We start from the raw sequence: 17,725 nt of genomic DNA, 5'->3' as shown, positions 1-17,725 counted from the left end.
GATCGTGGTTTGTTACTTGGCCCGCTCGAGGACCTCGACCACACGCCAGCGCTTGGTCGCCGACAGCGGACGGGTCTCCATGAGGAGGACACGGTCGCCGACACCGGCGGTGTTCTCCTCGTCGTGGGCCTTGTACTTGGTCGTACGGCGGATGACCTTGCCGTACAGCGGGTGCTTCACGCGGTCCTCGACGGCGACGACGACAGTCTTGTCCATCTTGTCGCTGACGACCAGGCCCTCACGGGTCTTGCGGTAGTGCCGCGTGGTCTTCTCGGTGGTCTCGACGTTCTCAGTTGTTTCAGCCATCGCTCGGCTCCTTCTCGACCGTGACGATTCCAAGCTCGCGCTCGCGCATCACGGTGTAGATACGGGCGATCTCGCGGCGGACGGCGCGCAGCCGCCCGTGGCTCTCCAACTGTCCGGTCGCGGCCTGGAAGCGGAGGTTGAACAGCTCCTCCTTGGCTTCCTTGAGCTTCTGGACGAGCACCTCCCCGTCCTCCACGCGCAGCTCACCGGCGGTCAGGCCCTTAGCCATCACGCCTCACCCACTTCACGCTTGACGAACCGGCACTTCATGGGGAGCTTGTGGATGGCGCGGCGCATCGCCTCACGGGCGATCGACTCCGGCACACCAGAAAGCTCGAACATGACGCGACCGGGCTTGACGTTGGCGATCCACCACTCGGGCGAACCCTTACCGGAACCCATTCGCGTTTCCGCAGGCTTCTTGGTGAGGGGACGGTCGGGGTAGATGTTGATCCACACCTTGCCGCCACGGCGGATGTGCCGGGTCATGGCGATACGAGCCGACTCGATCTGGCGGTTGGTCACGTAAGAGTGCTCAAGCGCCTGAATGCCGAACTCGCCGAACACGACTCGGGTGCCGCCCTTGGCGGCGCCGCTGCGGTCAGGCCGGTGCTGCTTGCGGTGCTTGACCCTGCGCGGGATCAGCATGGTCAGCTCCCTTCAGCACCCGGCTGCTCCGCCGGGCCGGTCTCGGGGGCGGCCTGAGCGGCCGCCTCATTGCGGGGGGCACGGTCACCACGACCGGCACCTGCGCCACCACGGCGCGGACGGTCGCCACCGCCACCACGACGGGGACGCTCGGCGCCGCCGCCGCCACCGCCACGACGGTCGTTGTCGCGACGCTGACCACCGGCGCGGGCGCCGGCGGCGGCCGCCTCGCGCTCAGCGCGCGAGGTCGGGGCTTCGCCCTTGTAGATCCAGACCTTCACGCCGATGCGGCCGAAGGTCGTCTTGGCCTCGTAGAAGCCGTAGTCGATGTCGGCGCGGAGCGTGTGCAGGGGCACGCGGCCCTCGCGGTAGAACTCCGAACGCGACATTTCAGCGCCACCCAGACGACCCGAGCACGCGACCCGGATGCCCTTCGCACCGCTCTTCATCGCCGACTGCATCGCCTTGCGCATGGCACGACGGAACGAGACGCGGCTGGAGAGCTGCTCGGCCACACCCTGAGCGACGAGCTGGGCGTCGATCTCGGGGTTCTTGACCTCAAGGATGTTGAGCTGAACCTGCTTCTTGGTCAGCTTCTCCAGGTCGCCGCGGATGCGGTCGGCCTCCGCACCACGACGGCCGATGACGATGCCCGGCCGGGCGGTGTGGATGTCGACCTGAACGCGGTCGGTCGTGCGCTCGATCTCGACCTTGGAGATGCCGGCCCGCTCCATGCCCTTCTGCAGCATGCGACGGATCGCCACGTCCTCGGCGACGTACGACTTGTAGAGCTTGTCGGCGTACCACCGGCTCTTGAAGTCGGTCGTGATGCCGAGGCGGAACCCGTGCGGGTTAACCTTCTGACCCACTAGCGGGCCCTCCCCTTCGGCTCGCGGGACTCCACGATCACGGTGATGTGGCTGGTCCGCTTGTTGATCCGATAGGCGCGACCCTGAGCGCGGGGGCGGAACCGCTTGAGCGTCGGGCCCTCATCGACCCATGCGCGGCTCACGACCAGCAACTCGCGGTCGAGCTTGAAGTTGTGTTCCGCGTTCGCGATCGCGGACGAGAGGACCTTGAACACGGTCTCACTCGCCGCCTGCGGTGCGAACTGCAGCACGGCCTGCGCCTCCGAAGCGCCCAGGCCGCGAATGAGGTCCACCACGCGGCGGGCCTTCCGGGGCGTGTGGCGCGCGTACCGCGCCTGTGCCCTGGCTTCCATCGCTGTCTCCTATTGCTTTTCGAAGGACGCTTACCGCCGGCTGCGGCGGTCTTCCTTGACGTGGCTGCGGAAAGTCCGCGTGGGCGCGAACTCGCCGAGCTTGTGACCGATCATCGACTCGGTGACGAACACCGGGACGTGCTTGCGGCCGTCGTGCACGGCGATCGTGTGTCCGAGCATGTCGGGCACGATCATGGAGCGCCGCGACCACGTCTTGATGACGTTCTTGGTGCCCTTCTCGTTCTGGACGTCGACCTTCTTCTGAAGGTGGTCGTCCACGAAGGGACCCTTCTTAAGGCTACGTGGCATATCGGCTGCTCCTACCGCTTCTTCCTCTTGCTCCGACGCCGGATGATCAGCCGGTCGCTGGCCTTGTTGGCCTGACGGGTGCGGCCCTCGGGCTTGCCCTTCGGGTTCACCGGGTGGCGACCGCCGGAGGTCTTGCCCTCACCACCGCCGTGCGGGTGGTCAACCGGGTTCATCGCGACACCACGGACGGTCGGGCGCTTGCCCTTCCACCGCATACGGCCGGCCTTACCCCAGTTGATGTTGGCCTGCTCGGCGTTGCCGACCTGGCCGATCGACGCCCTGCAGCGGATGTCGACCTGGCGCATTTCGCCGGAGGGCATACGCAGCGTGGCGTACATGCCCTCCTTGGCGAGGAGCTGGATCTGCGCACCGGCGCTGCGGCCGAGCTTGGCGCCACCACCCGGTCGGAGCTCCACCGCGTGGATGAAGGTACCGGTCGGGATGTTGCGGAGCGGCAGGCAGTTGCCGGGTTTGATGTCGGCCCCGGGGCCGTTCTCGATGCGGTCACCCTGCTTGATGCCGGTCGGCGCGAGGATGTAGCGCTTCTCACCGTCGGCGTAGTGCAGCAGGGCGATGCGGGAGGTGCGGTTCGGGTCGTACTCGATGTGAGCGACCTTGGCCGGAATCCCGTCCTTGTCGTGGCGTCGGAAGTCGATGATCCGGTACGCCCGCTTGTGGCCGCCGCCCTGGTGGCGAGCAGTGACTCGCCCGTGGACGTTACGGCCGCCCTTGCTGTGCAGGGGAGCAAGCAGCGACTTCTCGGGCGTGCTGCGCGTGATCTCGGAGAAGTCCGAGACGCTCGCGCCGCGTCGACCCGGGGTCGTCGGCTTGTATTTACGGATGCCCATCTTTTTCGTTCATCCCTGTCGTGTTTGACTGCCGTGCCTTCGGCACGGCCGGCCTGGTCGCTTTCGTGTCCGCGTCGTCCCTCGTCGCACCGGGGCGCTTAGCTCCCCGGTGTGACTCAGTTGAGGCGTGGACGCGGCCAAGCCTCTCTGCTCCGGCCTACCGCCACGAAGTGCGGTGAAGCCCTGATCAGCCGATCTGGCCGAAGATGTCGATGCGCTCGCCATCCGCCAGGCTGACGATCGCCCGCTTGGTGCCGGGACGCTCGCCATAACCGAACTTGGTGCGCTTGCGCTTGCCCTGGCGGTTGATGGTGTTGACGCCGGTGACCTTGACACCGAAGATCTGCTCGATGGCGATCTTCACCTGCGTCTTGTTCACACCCTGCTTCACCAGGAACGTGTACTTGTTGTGCTCATCGATCAGGCCGTAGCTCTTCTCAGAGACGATCGGCTTGAGGATGATGTCGCGCGGGTCGGTGATCTTCTCCATCAGGCGTCTTCCTTCCCGCTCTTCTCCAGGCGCTCCACGACCTCGTCGTAGGCGTCCTTGGTGAAGACGATGGCGTCGCTGCACAGCACGTCGTACGTGTTGAGCTGCCCGGCGTCCAGGAGGTGGACCTCCGGGGCGTTGCGCAGGCTCAGCCAGGTGCGCTCGTCGCTCTCCGTGACGACCACGAGCACGCTGCGCGAGCCGGTGATCTTACGGAGCGCCTCGAGGGCACCCTTGGTCTTGGGCGTCTCGCCGGTCACCAGGGAGCTGACGACGTGCACGAGGTTGCCGCCGGCCCGGTCGGACAGGGCCTGGCGCAGGGCCGCGGCCTTCATCTTCTTGGGCGTGCGCTGCTCGTACGAGCGCGGCTGCGGACCGTGGACGACGCCACCGCCGGTGAACTGCGGCGCGCGGGTCGAACCCTGACGGGCCCGGCCGGTGCCCTTCTGGCGGTACGGCTTCTTGCCACCGCCGCGGACGTCGCCGCGGGTCTTGGTGGCGTGCGTACCCTGGCGGCGCGCGGCCAACTGGGCCACGACGACCTGGTGGATCAGCGGCACGTTGACCTTGGCACCGAAAATGCTCTCGGGCAGGTCGACGGAGTCGCCGGTCTTGGCGCCGCTCGCGTCGAGGACGTCAATGGTGCTCACTTGGCAGCCCCCTTCTTGGCAGCGGTACGGATGAGAACGAGGCTGCCGTTCGCGCCGGGGATCGCACCCTTGATCAGGATGAGGCCCTTCTCGGCGTCGACGGCGTGCACCTTCAGGCTCTGAATGGTGGTGCGGATGTTGCCCATCCGACCGGCCATGCGGACACCCTTGAAGACGCGACCCGGGGTGGCGCAGCCACCGATGGAGCCGGGCGAACGGTGCTTGCGCTGGGTGCCGTGTGACGCGCCCAGGCCCTTGAAGCCGTGGCGCTTCATGACACCCGCGAAGCCCTTGCCCTTGCTCTTACCGGTGACGTCCACGAACTGGCCGGCCTCGAAAGTGCCGGCGGTGACTTCCTGGCCGAGCGTGTACTCGGCGGCGTCGTCGGTACGGACCTCGACGAAGAAGCGGCGCGGGGTGATGTCGTGCTTGCGCAGGTAGTCGCCCAGGGGCTTGTTCACCTTGCGCGGGTCGATCTGACCGAAGCCGAGCTGAACGGCGGAGTAGCCGTCGCGCTCCGGAGTGCGGACCCGGGTCACCACGCACGGACCGGCCTCCACGACGGTGACCGGAACGATCCGGTTGCTGTCGTCGAAGACCTGGGTCATGCCGAGCTTCTTGCCCAGGACGCCCTTGATCTGGTTAGCCATGTCAGTGCGTTCCCTCAGAGCTTGATCGAGATGTCGACGCCGGCAGGCAGGTCGAGCCGCATGAGCGAGTCGACGGTCTTGGGCGTCGGGTCGATGATGTCAATCAGCCGCTTGTGCGTACGCATCTCAAAGTGCTCGCGGCTGTCCTTGTACTTGTGCGGCGAACGGATAACGCAGTACACGTTCTTCTCGGTCGGCAGCGGCACCGGGCCTGCGACCTTCGCGCCCGTCCGCGTCACCGTCTCGACGATCTTCTTGGCCGAGCTGTCGATGACCTCGTGGTCATAGGCCTTGAGCCGAATGCGGATCTTCTGTCCCGCCATAATGGCCTCGGTGTCCTTCGCTGTCGTCTGAACAAGTAACGTGCGGCAGGTTGCCGCTATGTGTCCGTGATCCGGCAGTCACTTCGGAGCTCCGAAGCGGCTGCGGGATCACGGCGAGTCCTGCAATGTGATGGCCGGGCCCCTGAGGACCCGGCCACCGGGTACTACTTGATGATCTTGACCACGTTGCCGGCGCCGACCGTACGGCCACCCTCACGGATGGCGAACTTGAGGCCGTCTTCCATGGCGATGGGCTGGATCAGCTGGACGTTCATCTCGGTGTTGTCACCGGGCATGACCATCTCAGTGCCCTCGGGCAGGTTCACAACACCGGTCACGTCAGTCGTACGGAAGTAGAACTGAGGACGGTAGTTGTTGAAGAACGGCGTGTGGCGGCCGCCCTCGTCCTTGCTCAGGATGTAGACCTGGGCCTCGAACTCGGTGTGCGGGGTGGTCGTGCCCGGCTTGATGATGCACTGGCCGCGCTCGACGTCCTCACGCTTGATGCCACGAAGGAGCAGACCGACGTTGTCGCCCGCCTGACCCTCGTCGAGGAGCTTGCGGAACATCTCGACGCCGGTGACGGTCGTCGTGGTGTGCTTCTCCTTGATGCCGATGATGTCGACGGTCTCGTTGACCTTGACGACACCACGCTCGATACGACCGGTCACGACGGTGCCGCGGCCGGTGATCGAGAAGACGTCCTCGATCGGCATCAGGAACGGACGGTCGATCGCGCGGGTGGGCTCCGGCACGTTCTCGTCGACGGCCGTCATGAGCTCGATGATCGAGTCGCCCCACTTCTCGTCGCCCTCAAGCGCCTTCAGCGCCGAGACGCGAACGACGGGCAGGTCGTCGCCGGGGAACTCCTGAGCCGAGAGCAGCTCGCGGACCTCGAGCTCGACGAGCTCCAGGATCTCCTCGTCGTCCACCATGTCGGCCTTGTTCAGGGCGACAACGATGTAGGGCACACCGACCTGGCGGGCCAGGAGCACGTGCTCCTTGGTCTGCGGCATCGGACCGTCGGTGGCGGCCACGACCAGGATCGCGCCGTCCATCTGGGCGGCACCCGTGATCATGTTCTTCACGTAGTCGGCGTGACCAGGGCAGTCGACGTGCGCGTAGTGGCGCTTCTCAGTCTGGTACTCGACGTGGGCGATCGAGATCGTGATTCCGCGGGCCTTCTCTTCGGGCGCCTTGTCGATCTTGTCGAACGGAGTCGCCTCGTTGATCGCCGGGAAACGGTCGTGAAGCACCTTGGTGATCGCCGCGGTCAGAGTCGTCTTGCCGTGGTCGATGTGTCCAATGGTGCCGATGTTCACGTGCGGCTTGTTCCGCTCGAACTTGGCCTTGGCCACTGGTCTGTCTCCTTAGAGATTTCTGACTTGACTTCAATCGCCCGGTCCCGCCCGGCCGTCACTGACGTGGCGGCCGGACGCTGGCGAGGTATTACTCGCCGCGGACCTTCGCGACGATCTCCTTGGCGATGCCCGGGGGCACTTCCGCGTAGGAGTCGAACTGCATGCTGTAGCTGGCGCGTCCCTGCGTCTTGCTACGGAGGTCGCCCACGTAGCCGAACATCTCAGAGAGCGGAACAAGTGCCTTGATGACGCGGGCACCGGCCCGCTCATCCATGGCCTGGATCTGCCCGCGACGACCGTTGAGGTCGCCGATGACGTCACCCATGTAGTCCTCGGGCGTGGTGACCTCAACGGCCATCATCGGTTCGAGGAGAACGGGGTCGGCGCGGCGCGCGGCCTCCTTGAAGACCATCGAGCCGGCCATCTTGAAGGCCATTTCGGACGAGTCGACCTCGTGGTACGCACCGTCCTGCAGGGTGACCTTAACGCCCACCATCGGGTAACCGGCCAGCACGCCGAACTCGGCGGCCTGCTGGGCGCCCGCGTCGACCGACGGGATGTACTCCCGCGGGATGCGGCCACCGGTGACCTTGTTGGAGAACTCGTAACCGTCGTTGCCCTCGCCCAGCGGCTCAAGGTCGATGAGGACCTTGGCGAACTGGCCGGAACCACCGGTCTGCTTCTTGTGCGTGTAGTCGACCTTCTCCACCTTGCGGCGGATGGTCTCCCGGTACGCCACCTGCGGACGACCGACGTTCGCCTCGACCTTGAACTCGCGGCGCATGCGGTCGACCAGGATCTCCAGGTGAAGCTCGCCCATACCGTGGATCACGGTCTGGCCGGTCTCCTCGTCACGGCGGACCTGGAAGGACGGGTCCTCCTCCGCCAGACGCTGGATCGCGGTGCCGAGCTTCTCCTGGTCGCCCTTGGTCTTCGGCTCGATCGCGACGCTGATGACCGGCGCCGGGAACGTCATCGACTCGAGGACGACCTGGTGCTGGATGTCGGACAGCGTGTCACCGGTGGTGGTGTCCTTGAGACCCATCACGGCGACGATCGACCCGGCGACCGCGGACGGACGCTCTTCACGCTTGTTGGCGTGCATCTGGTAGATCTTGCCGATCCGCTCCTTCTTACCCTTCACCGAGTTGATCACGGTCGTGCCGGATTCAAGGGTGCCGGAGTAAAGGCGGATGTAGGTGAGCTTGCCCAGGTGGGGGTCGCTCATGATCTTGAACGCGAGAGCGGAGAACGGCTCCGACGCGTCGGGACGACGCTCGATGACCTTCTCCTCGTCGCCGACCGCGTGACCCTTGAAGGCCGCGACGTCGGTGGGCGCCGGGAGGTAGGCGACGATCGCGTCGAGCAGGGGCTGAACGCCCTTGTTCTTGAACGCGGTGCCGCACAGGACCGGGTTGATGACGCTCTTCAGCGTGGCGCGCCGAATGGCGTCGACCAGCTGCTCCTCGGTGGGCTCGACACCCTCGAGGAAGAGCTCCATCAGCTCGTCGTCGTTCTCGGCCACGGTCTCGACCAGCTTGTCGCGCCATTCACGGGCGATCTCGGCGTGGTCGGCGGGGATGTCGACGACGTCGTACATCTCCCCCTTGGCCGCCTCGGCGCTCCAGATCAGGCCCTTCATCTGGACCAGGTCGATGACACCCTTGAACTCGTGCTCGACGCCCCAGGGAAGCTGGATGACGGCGGGCGTGGCTCCCAGACGGGTGACCATCATGTCGACACAGCGGTGGAACTCCGCGCCGACGCGGTCCATCTTGTTGACGAAGCAGATCCGCGGCACTTCGTAGCGGTCGGCCTGACGCCAGACCGTCTCCGACTGCGGCTCCACCCCGGCGACACCGTCGAACACGCAAACGGCACCGTCGAGGACGCGCAGCGAGCGCTCGACCTCGATGGTGAAGTCGACGTGGCCGGGGGTGTCGATGATGTTGATGGTGTGGCCGAGCCACTCACAGGTCGTCGCGGCAGACGTAATCGTGATGCCGCGCTCCTGCTCCTGCTCCATCCAGTCCATCGTGGCAGCGCCCTCGTGGACTTCACCGATCTTGTAGTTGATACCGGTGTAGAACAGGATGCGCTCGGTCGTGGTGGTCTTGCCCGCGTCGATGTGGGCCATGATCCCGATATTGCGGACCTTGGCCAGGTCAAGCGTGGTCGCCACTGCTCTCGCGTCCTCGTCGTCTCGTCGAAATTCCGCCGACTACCAGCGGTAGTGGGCGAAGGCCTTGTTGGACTCGGCCATCTTGTGGGTGTCCTCGCGCTTCTTGACGCTCGCACCGAGGCCGTTGCTGGCGTCGAGGAGTTCGTTCATGAGGCGCTCGGTCATGGTCTTCTCGCGACGTGCACGCGAGTACTGCACCAGCCAGCGGAGGGCCAGCGTGGTGCTGCGCGCGGCGCGGACCTCGACCGGGACCTGGTAGGTCGCGCCACCGACACGGCGGCTGCGGACCTCAAGGGTCGGCTTCACGTTGTCCAGGGCGCGCTTCAGCGTGACGACCGGGTCGTTACCGGTCTTGTCCTTGCAGCCCTCGAGGGCGCCGTACACGATCGACTGAGCGATCGAGCGCTTGCCATCGAGGAGAACCTTGTTGATCAGAGCGGTGACCAGCGGCGAGTTGAACACCGGGTCGGCCATGAGCGCACGGCGGCCGGGAGAACCCTTGCGAGGCATTACTTCTTCTCCTTCTTGGCGCCGTAGCGGGAGCGAGCCTGCTTACGGTTGCGGACGCCCTGGGTGTCCAGCGAACCGCGAATGATCTTGTAGCGAACGCCGGGGAGGTCCTTCACACGACCGCCACGAACGAGCACGATGCTGTGCTCCTGGAGGTTGTGGCCGACGCCCGGGATGTAAGCGGTGACTTCGATGCCGTTGGTCAGGCGAACACGCGCGACCTTACGAAGAGCCGAGTTCGGCTTCTTCGGGGTGGTGGTGTAAACGCGGGTGCAAACCCCGCGCCGCTGAGGGCTGCCCTTGAGCGCAGGAGTCTTGGTCTTGGTGACCTTGTCCTGCCGGCCCTTTCGGACCAACTGCTGAATCGTGGGCACTACAACAACTCCGTTTCGTGCCTTGGCCGGTGATACGAGAACATGCTTTTCGCAGGTACTGCCGGTGTCATGACCTGCTGGTTTTCCCTCTCCGCCGACCCACGCGGTCGGGCGTGTCGCGCAGTGATGACGCGACACCCCGGCCTGGAAATCGGGAACCAGGGGCACACGGCGCGCTTCGCTGCTACAGCTGCGCGCACGCGTGTTGGGCCCATGAACCCATGGGCACGAAAGAGAAGACTACCCAGCCGGTAGCGACACGTCAAAACGGTCGCGTATATGGGTCGTCGGGATTCGCGCTTTGAGTCCCGCGGCCCACCTTTCAAACGCAGGCCGTGATTGAGTCCGTATCAACTATAGCGTGTGCGGACAAGTGAAAAAGCCGGAAGCCCGGCCGAGGCCGGGCTTCCGGGTGAAACCTTGATGACTGACGGGGTGACTAGCGGCCGTACTGGCCGAAGTCGTACTCCTCCAGCGGGACGGCCTCGCCGCTACCCGAACCGAAGGTGTAGTCGGACGCGGAGCCGTCGTAGCCGCCGACCGTGTACATCGCGGCCTTGGCCTCCTCGGTCGGCTCGACCCGGATGTTGCGGTACTGGGGCATGCCCGTACCGGCCGGGATGAGCTTACCGATGATGACGTTCTCCTTGAGGCCGAGCAGGCTGTCCGACTTGGCGTGGATCGCCGCGTCGGTCAGGACTCGCGTGGTCTCCTGGAAGGACGCCGCCGACAGCCACGACTCGGTGGCCAGCGACGCCTTGGTGATGCCCATCAGGACCGGACGGCCGGAGGCCGGCGTGCCGCCCTCGGCGACGCACTCGCGGTTGATGCGCTCGAACTTCGGCCGCTCGACCAGCTCACCGGGCAGGAGGTTGGCGTCGCCGGACTCCAGCACGTTCACGCGCTTGAGCATCTGGCGGACGATGACCTCGATGTGCTTGTCGTGGATCGACACACCCTGCGACCGGTAGACCTGCTGCACCTCTTCGACGAGGTGGAGCTGGACCTGACGCGGGCCGAGGATGCGCAGCACCTCGTTGGGGTTGCGGGCACCGGCGATGAGCTGGTGGCCCACGTCGATGTGCTGACCCTCCGAGACCTGCAGCCGCGACCGCATGGAGACCGGGTAGGCGATCTCCTCGGAACCGTCGTCGGGAGTGATGACGATCTTGCGGGTCTTGTCGGTCTCGTCGATGCGCACGCGGCCGGTGACCTCGGAGATCGGGGCCACACCCTTGGGGACGCGGGCCTCGAAGAGCTCCTGGACACGCGGCAGACCGTGGGTGATGTCGGCGCCCGCCACACCACCGGTGTGGAAGGTACGCATCGTCAGCTGGGTGCCGGGCTCACCGATCGACTGGGCGGCGATGATGCCGACCGCCTCGCCGACGTCGACGAGCTTGCCGGTGGCCAGCGACCGGCCGTAGCAGGTGGCGCAGACACCGATCTTGGCCTCGCACACCAGCGTGCTGCGGGTGCGGACCGTCTGGATGCCCGCCTCGACCAGTGCGGTCACGGTCAGGTCGGTGATGTCGATGCCGACCGGCGCGATGAGCTTGCCGTCGACCTCGACGTCCTCGGCCAGGATGCGGCCGTGCACGTTGGACTCGGCGTTCTCCGCCTTGACCAGGTTGCCCGCCGAGTCACGCTCGGCGACGTGCAGCGGGACCGCGCGGTCGGTGCCGCAGTCGATCTCACGCACGATGACGTCCTGGGCGACGTCCACCAGACGACGGGTCAGGTAACCCGAGTCGGCGGTACGCAGGGCGGTGTCGGCCAGACCCTTTCGCTGACCGTGGGTGGAGATGAAGTACTCCAGCACCGACAGGCCCTCGCGGAAGGAGGACTTGATCGGACGCGGGATCGTCTCACCCTTGGTGTTGGACACCAGGCCGCGGATGCCGGCGATCTGACGGACCTGCATGAGGTTTCCTCGAGCGCCCGACTGGACCATCATCCAGATCGGGTTCGTCTTGGAGAACGCGTCCTGCATGTCCTGGGTCACGTCGGTCGTGGCCTTGGTCCAGATCTCGATGAGCTCCTGACGGCGCTCCTCGTCGGTGATCAGACCACGGTCGTACTCGCGCTGGACCTTGTCGGCCTGCTTCTCGTACGCCTCCATGATCGTCGCCTTGTTCGGCGGGGCGATGACGTCGTCGATCGAGATGGTCACACCGGCGCGGGTGGCCCAGTAGAAGCCGGCGTCCTTGAGCGAGTCGAGCGCGTTGGCCACTTCGACCTTGGGGTAGGTCTCGGCCAGCTCGTTCACGATCGCGGACAGCTGCTTCTTGCCGACCTGGTAGTTCACGAACGGGTAGTTCGCGGGCAGCGTGTTGTTGAACAGGCAGCGGCCGAGCGTGGTCTCCAGGCGCAGCGGGTCGCCCGCCTCCCAGCCCTCAGGAGCCTCCCAGCCACGCGGCGGGGCGACGTCCTTGAGCCGGACCTGGATCTTCGCCTGCAGGTCGAGTTCGTGGCGGTCGAAGGCCATGAGGGCCTCGGAGACCGACGAGAACACCCGGCCCTCACCGTCGGCCACGTCGGCCTGGGTGGTGAGGGAGTAGAGACCGATGACCATGTCCTGGGTGGGCATCGTCACGGGCTTGCCGTCGGCGGGCTTCAGGATGTTGTTGGTCGACAGCATCAGGATGCGCGCCTCGGCCTGGGCCTCGGACGACAGCGGCAGGTGCACGGCCATCTGGTCGCCGTCGAAGTCGGCGTTGAACGCCGTGCAGACGAGCGGGTGGATCTGGATGGCCTTGCCCTCGACCAGCTGCGGCTCGAAGGCCTGGATGCCCAGGCGGTGCAGGGTCGGCGCGCGGTTCAGCAGCACCGGGTGTTCGGTGATGACCTCTTCGAGCACGTCCCACACGACCGGGCGAGCACGCTCGACCATGCGCTTGGCGCTCTTGATGTTCTGCGCGTGGTTCAGGTCGACCAGGCGCTTCATCACGAACGGCTTGAACAGCTCCAGCGCCATCTGCTTGGGCAGACCGCACTGGTGCAGCTTCAGCTGCGGGCCGACGACGATGACCGAACGGCCGGAGTAGTCGACTCGCTTGCCCAGCAGGTTCTGGCGGAACCGGCCCTGCTTGCCCTTCAGCATGTCGCTGAGGGACTTCAGGGGGCGGTTGCCGGGGCCCGTCACCGGACGGCCACGACGGCCGTTGTCGAACAGCGCGTCGACGGCCTCCTGGAGCATGCGCTTCTCGTTGTTGACGATGATCTCGGGCGCGCCGAGGTCGAGAAGCCGCTTGAGGCGGTTGTTCCGGTTGATCACTCGCCGGTAGAGGTCGTTCAGGTCGGAGGTGGCGAAACGGCCACCGTCGAGCTGGACCATCGGCCGCAGGTCCGGCGGGATCACCGGGATGCAGTCGAGAACCATGCCGGCGGGCGAGTTACGGGTCGACAGGAACGCCGCCACGACCTTGAGCCGCTTCAGGGCGCGGGCCTTCTTCTGGCCCTTGCCGCTGCGGATCGTCTCGTGGAGGTTCTCCGACTCCTGGTCGAGGTCGAAGTTGACCAGACGGTCCTGGATCGCCTGCGCGCCCATGCCGCCCTTGAAGTAGCGGCCGAAACGGTCGCGCATCTCGCGGTAGAGCAGCTCGTCGCCCTCGAGGTCCTGGACCTTGAGGTTCTTGAAGCGGCTCCAGACCTCGTCGAGCCGGTCGAGCTCGCGCTGGGCGCGGTCACGAAGCTGACGCATCTCGCGGTCGGCGCCCTCACGCACCTTGCGGCGCTGGTCACCCTTGGCCCCGGCGGCCTCCAGCTCGGCCAGGTCGGCTTCGAGCTTCTTCTGCCGGGCCTCGATGTCGGCGTCACGACGCTGCTCGACGTGCTGCCGCTCCACCGAGATCTTCGCCTCGAGGGAGGGCAGGTCACGCTCACGCATCTCTGCGTCGACCTGCGTGATCATGTACGCCGCGAAGTAGATGACCTTCTCGAGGTCCTTCGGGGCGAGGTCGAGCAGGTAGCCCAGACGCGACGGGACACCCTTGAAGTACCAGATGTGGGTGACCGGAGCGGCCAGCTCGATGTGGCCCATCCGCTCACGACGCACCTTGGCGCGAGTCACCTCGACGCCACAGCGCTCACAGATGATGCCCTTGAAGCGGACCCGCTTGTACTTGCCGCAGTAGCACTCCCAGTCCCGGGTCGGGCCGAAGATCTTCTCGCAGAAGAGTCCGTCCTTCTCGGGCTTGAGGGTTCGGTAGTTGATCGTCTCCGGCTTCTTGACCTCGCCGTGGGACCACTGGCGGATGTCGTCGGCGGTGGCCAGGCCGATCCGGAGCTCGTCGAAGAAGTTGACGTCCAGCATGTACTAAATTCCCCCTCAGACTTCTTCCACGCTGCTCGGCTCGCGCCGGGACAGATCGATACCGAGCTCCTCCGCCGCGCGGAAGACGTCCTCATCTGTGTCGCGCATCTCGATGGACATGCCGTCGCTGGAGAGCACCTCGACGTTCAGGCACAGCGACTGCATTTCCTTGATGAGGACCTTGAAGGACTCGGGGATGCCGGGCTCGGGGATGTTCTCGCCCTTGACGATCGCCTCGTAGACCTTCACACGGCCGAGGACGTCGTCGGACTTGATCGTGAGGAGCTCCTGCAGGGCGTAGGCGGCGCCGTAGGCCTCCAGGGCCCACACCTCCATCTCGCCGAACCGCTGACCACCGAACTGCGCCTTACCACCCAGCGGCTGCTGAGTGATCATCGAGTACGGGCCGGTCGAACGGGCGTGGATCTTGTCGTCGACCAGGTGCAGCAGCTTCAGGATGTAGATGTAGCCGACCGAGACCGGGTGCGGGAAAGGCTCTCCCGAACGACCGTCGAAGAGTCGCGCCTTGCCGTTCGGCTGCACCATGCGGGAACCGTCACGGTTCTTCAGGGTGCTGTTCAGCAGGCCGACGATCTCTTCCTCGTGGGCACCGTCGAACACCGGGGTGGCGACCTTGGTCCACGGCTTGATCGCGGTCATGTCGGTCTCGCGCAGACGCTCGGCCCACGCCTCCTCGACCCCCGTGACGTCCCAGCCTCTGGCGGCGATCCACCCTAGGTGGGTCTCCAGCACCTGGCCGACGTTCATTCGACCGGGCACACCCAGCGGGTTGAGCACGATGTCGACCGGGGTGCCGTCTTCGAGGAACGGCATGTCCTCAACCGGGAGGATCTTGGAGATGACGCCCTTGTTGCCGTGACGGCCGGCCAGCTTGTCGCCGTCGGTGATCTTGCGCTTCTGGGCCACGTAGACGCGGACCAGCTCGTTCACGCCGGGGGGGAGCTCGTCGCCCTCCTCGCGGCTGAACACGCGGACACCGATGACCTTGCCGGACTCGCCGTGCGGAACCTTCAGCGAGGTGTCGCGCACTTCGCGCGCCTTCTCACCGAAGATCGCGCGGAGCAGGCGCTCCTCGGGGGTCAGCTCGGTCTCGCCCTTGGGCGTGACCTTCCCGACGAGGATGTCACCCGTGACCACTTCGGCGCCGATCCGGATGATGCCCCGCTCGTCGAGGTCGGCCAGGACCTCCTCGGAGACGTTCGGGATGTCCCGAGTGATCTCCTCCGGGCCGAGCTTGGTGTCGCGGGCGTCGACCTCGTGTTCCTCTATGTGGATGGAGGACAGCACGTCGTCCTGGACGAGGCGCTGCGACAGGATGATCGCGTCCTCGTAGTTGTGGCCCTCCCACGGCATGAACGCCACGAGCAGGTTCTTGCCGAGAGCCATCTCACCGGTGTCGGTGCAGGGGCCGTCGGCGATGACCCTGCCGACCTCGACCCGGTCGCCTTCGGCGACGACGGGCTTCTGGTTGAAGCAGGTGCCCTGGTTGGACCGCTTGAACTTGGCGACGCGGTAGGTGATCCGGGTGCCGTCGTCGTTCATCACGGTGATGTAGTCGGCGGAGACCTCCTCGACCACACCCGCCTTCTCGGCGCTGATGACGTCGCCGGCGTCGGTCGCCGCACGGTATTCCATGCCCGTGCCGACCAGCGGAGCCTCGCTCCGCAGCAGCGGCACCGACTGACGCTGCATGTTCGAACCCATGAGCGCGCGGTTGGCGTCGTCGTGCTCCAGGAACGGGATCATGGCGGTCGCCACCGACACCATCTGGCGCGGCGAGACGTCCATGTAGTCGACCTCGCTCGGGTGCACCGCCTCGAACTCGCCGCCCTTACGACGGGCGAGAACGCGGTCTTCGGCGAAGCCGCCGTCGGGCAGCAGGCGCGTGTTGGCCTGGGCCACGACGTGACGGTCTTCGACGTCGGCCGTCAGGTAGTCGACCTGCTCGCTGACCTTGTTGTCGATGACCTTCCGGTAGGGGGTCTCGACGAAGCCGAACGAGTTGATCCGGCCGAACGACGCGAGCGAACCGATCAGACCGATGTTCGGTCCTTCCGGCGTCTCGATCGGGCACATGCGGCCGTAGTGGGACGGGTGCACGTCACGGACCTCGAAGCCGGCCCGCTCACGCGACAGACCACCGGGACCCAGCGCCGAGAGACGACGCTTGTGGGTCAGGCCCGCGAGGGGGTTGGTCTGGTCCATGAACTGCGACAGCTGCGACGTGCCGAAGAACTCCTTGATCGACGCCACGACCGGGCGGATGTTGATCAGGGTCTGCGGCGTGATCGCCTCGACGTCCTGGGTCGTCATGCGCTCACGCACGACGCGCTCCATGCGGGCCAGGCCCAGGCGGACCTGGTTCTGGATCAGCTCTCCGACGGTACGCAGGCGGCGGTTGCCGAAGTGGTCGATGTCGTCGACTTCGACGATGACGTTGCCGTTCTCGCCCATCGCGTCTTCGCCGGCGTGGAGCCGGACGATGTATTCGATGGCGGCGACGACGTCGTCTTCGGTGAGGGTGCCCTGCGTGATCTCGGAGTCGCAGCCGAGCTTCTTATTGATCTTGTAACGGCCGACCTTGGCGAGGTCGTACCGCTTGGGGTTGAAGTAGAGGTTCTCGAGCAGCGCCTGCGCGGACTCCTTCGTCGGGGGCTCGCCCGGGCGCAGCTTGCGGTAGATGTCGAGCAGCGCGTCGTCCTGGCCGGAGGTGTGATCCTTCTCCAGGGTGGCGCGCATCGACTCGTACTGACCGAAACGCTCCAGGATCTGGTCGGTCGTCCAGCCGAGCGCCTTGAGCAGGACCGTGACGGCCTGCTTGCGCTTACGGTCGATACGGACGCCGACGCTGTCGCGCTTGTCGATCTCGAACTCGAGCCAGGCACCCCGCGACGGGATGACCTTGGCGCCGTAGAGGTCCTTGTCGGACGTCTTGTCGACGCTGCGCTCGAAGTAGACACCGGGCGAACGAACCAGCTGGGACACCACGACACGCTCGGTGCCGTTGATGATGAAGGTGCCCTTCCCGGTCATGAGCGGGAAATCGCCCATGAACACGGTCTGGCTCTTGATCTCGCCGGTGGTGTTGTTGATGAACTCCGCCGTGACGAACATCGGGGCGGAGTAGGTCATGTCCTTGTCCTTGCACTCGTCTACCGAGTACTTGGGCGGCTCGAACCGGTGATCCCGGAACGAGAGGGACATCGTGCCGGAGAAGTCCTCAATGGGACTGATCTCCTCAAAGATCTCCTCAAGACCCGACTGGGCCGGCACATCGCGGCGGCCCGCCTGGCGGGCCGCCTCGACCCGGGCCTTCCACTTGTCGTTGCCAAGCAACCAGTCGAATGACTCGGTCTGCAGAGCTAGAAGATCAGGAACTTCGAGCGGCTCCTGGATACGAGCGAACGACACGGTGCGGGGACCGGCGGGTACGGCGGAGGCGTTGCGCGAGGCTGCCAACAGATGTTCCTTCCGAGGGCTCGCGGACTGACTACACGCACGCCAGACGACCATGAA

The 17,725-nt window shown here is 65.8% G+C and carries 17 protein-coding genes; all 17 read right to left on the bottom strand.

The features are described 5' to 3' along the window. Nucleotides 1-12: 12 nt before the first annotated feature. Entirely contained in the window at nt 13-306 is a 294-nt protein-coding gene (rpsQ, locus tag AW272_RS23405) for a 30S ribosomal protein S17 (RefSeq protein WP_066368969.1), read from the bottom strand. Further along, a complete protein-coding gene (gene rpmC, locus AW272_RS23400) occupies nt 299-535 on the bottom strand; it encodes a 50S ribosomal protein L29 (protein ID WP_030451494.1) in 237 nt (78 codons plus the stop codon). Before rpmC ends, rpsQ begins: the two co-directional genes overlap by 8 nt. Beyond that, nucleotides 535-954, bottom strand: coding sequence for a 50S ribosomal protein L16 (gene rplP / locus AW272_RS23395; protein ID WP_061295239.1), 420 nt, complete (start codon nt 952-954; stop codon nt 535-537). Before rplP ends, rpmC begins: the two co-directional genes overlap by 1 nt. A gap of 2 nt (nt 955-956) precedes the next feature. Further along, a complete protein-coding gene (gene rpsC, locus AW272_RS23390) occupies nt 957-1,823 on the bottom strand; it encodes a 30S ribosomal protein S3 (protein WP_066368967.1) in 867 nt (288 codons plus the stop codon). Further along, on the bottom strand, nt 1,823-2,176 hold the full coding sequence (gene rplV / locus AW272_RS23385; protein ID WP_066368962.1) for a 50S ribosomal protein L22: 354 nt from the start codon (nt 2,174-2,176) through the stop codon (nt 1,823-1,825). Before rplV ends, rpsC begins: the two co-directional genes overlap by 1 nt. A gap of 30 nt (nt 2,177-2,206) precedes the next feature. After that, the gene (gene rpsS / locus AW272_RS23380; protein ID WP_012887835.1) at nt 2,207-2,485 is read right to left on the bottom strand and encodes a 30S ribosomal protein S19; all 279 of its coding nucleotides are present in this window, start codon (nt 2,483-2,485) and stop codon (nt 2,207-2,209) included. A gap of 11 nt (nt 2,486-2,496) precedes the next feature. Next, nucleotides 2,497-3,333, bottom strand: a complete 837-nt coding sequence (gene rplB, locus AW272_RS23375; protein WP_030451499.1) for a 50S ribosomal protein L2 — start codon at nt 3,331-3,333, stop codon at nt 2,497-2,499. A 187-nt stretch (nt 3,334-3,520) separates the two neighbouring features. Then, complete coding sequence (gene rplW, locus AW272_RS23370) at nt 3,521-3,823, bottom strand: 50S ribosomal protein L23 (RefSeq protein ID WP_066368959.1); 303 nt, start codon at nt 3,821-3,823, stop codon at nt 3,521-3,523. Then, the gene (rplD, locus tag AW272_RS23365) at nt 3,823-4,473 is read right to left on the bottom strand and encodes a 50S ribosomal protein L4 (RefSeq protein WP_066368956.1); all 651 of its coding nucleotides are present in this window, start codon (nt 4,471-4,473) and stop codon (nt 3,823-3,825) included. Before rplD ends, rplW begins: the two co-directional genes overlap by 1 nt. Beyond that, nucleotides 4,470-5,123 (bottom strand): 50S ribosomal protein L3, encoded by a 654-nt coding sequence (gene rplC / locus AW272_RS23360; protein ID WP_066368950.1) that lies wholly within the window; start codon nt 5,121-5,123, stop codon nt 4,470-4,472. Before rplC ends, rplD begins: the two co-directional genes overlap by 4 nt. A 14-nt stretch (nt 5,124-5,137) precedes the next feature. Beyond that, nucleotides 5,138-5,446, bottom strand: a complete 309-nt coding sequence (rpsJ, locus tag AW272_RS23355; RefSeq protein ID WP_012887830.1) for a 30S ribosomal protein S10 — start codon at nt 5,444-5,446, stop codon at nt 5,138-5,140. A gap of 164 nt (nt 5,447-5,610) precedes the next feature. Then, the gene (gene tuf, locus AW272_RS23350; RefSeq protein ID WP_066368948.1) at nt 5,611-6,804 is read right to left on the bottom strand and encodes an elongation factor Tu; all 1,194 of its coding nucleotides are present in this window, start codon (nt 6,802-6,804) and stop codon (nt 5,611-5,613) included. A 91-nt stretch (nt 6,805-6,895) separates the two neighbouring features. Beyond that, nucleotides 6,896-8,989, bottom strand: a complete 2,094-nt coding sequence (gene fusA / locus AW272_RS23345) for an elongation factor G (protein ID WP_083958595.1) — start codon at nt 8,987-8,989, stop codon at nt 6,896-6,898. A 39-nt stretch (nt 8,990-9,028) separates the two neighbouring features. After that, a complete protein-coding gene (gene rpsG / locus AW272_RS23340) occupies nt 9,029-9,499 on the bottom strand; it encodes a 30S ribosomal protein S7 (protein WP_066368943.1) in 471 nt (156 codons plus the stop codon). Further along, on the bottom strand, nt 9,499-9,873 hold the full coding sequence (rpsL, locus tag AW272_RS23335; RefSeq protein ID WP_066368942.1) for a 30S ribosomal protein S12: 375 nt from the start codon (nt 9,871-9,873) through the stop codon (nt 9,499-9,501). The genes rpsG and rpsL overlap by 1 nt, the downstream gene beginning before the upstream one ends. Nucleotides 9,874-10,312: 439 nt before the next feature. Beyond that, nucleotides 10,313-14,188 (bottom strand): DNA-directed RNA polymerase subunit beta', encoded by a 3,876-nt coding sequence (locus AW272_RS23330; RefSeq protein WP_066368941.1) that lies wholly within the window; start codon nt 14,186-14,188, stop codon nt 10,313-10,315. A gap of 15 nt (nt 14,189-14,203) precedes the next feature. After that, nucleotides 14,204-17,668 (bottom strand): DNA-directed RNA polymerase subunit beta, encoded by a 3,465-nt coding sequence (rpoB, locus tag AW272_RS23325; protein WP_066368940.1) that lies wholly within the window; start codon nt 17,666-17,668, stop codon nt 14,204-14,206. Between the last annotated feature and the right edge of the window lie 57 nt (nt 17,669-17,725).

Origin of the sequence: Herbidospora mongoliensis, assembly GCF_001570545.1 — a bacterium.
GTDB classification, from domain to species: domain Bacteria; phylum Actinomycetota; class Actinomycetes; order Streptosporangiales; family Streptosporangiaceae; genus Herbidospora; species Herbidospora mongoliensis.
Note: the sequence above shows the minus strand (reverse complement) of the source record. Positions and strands in the feature narration are given on the sequence as shown.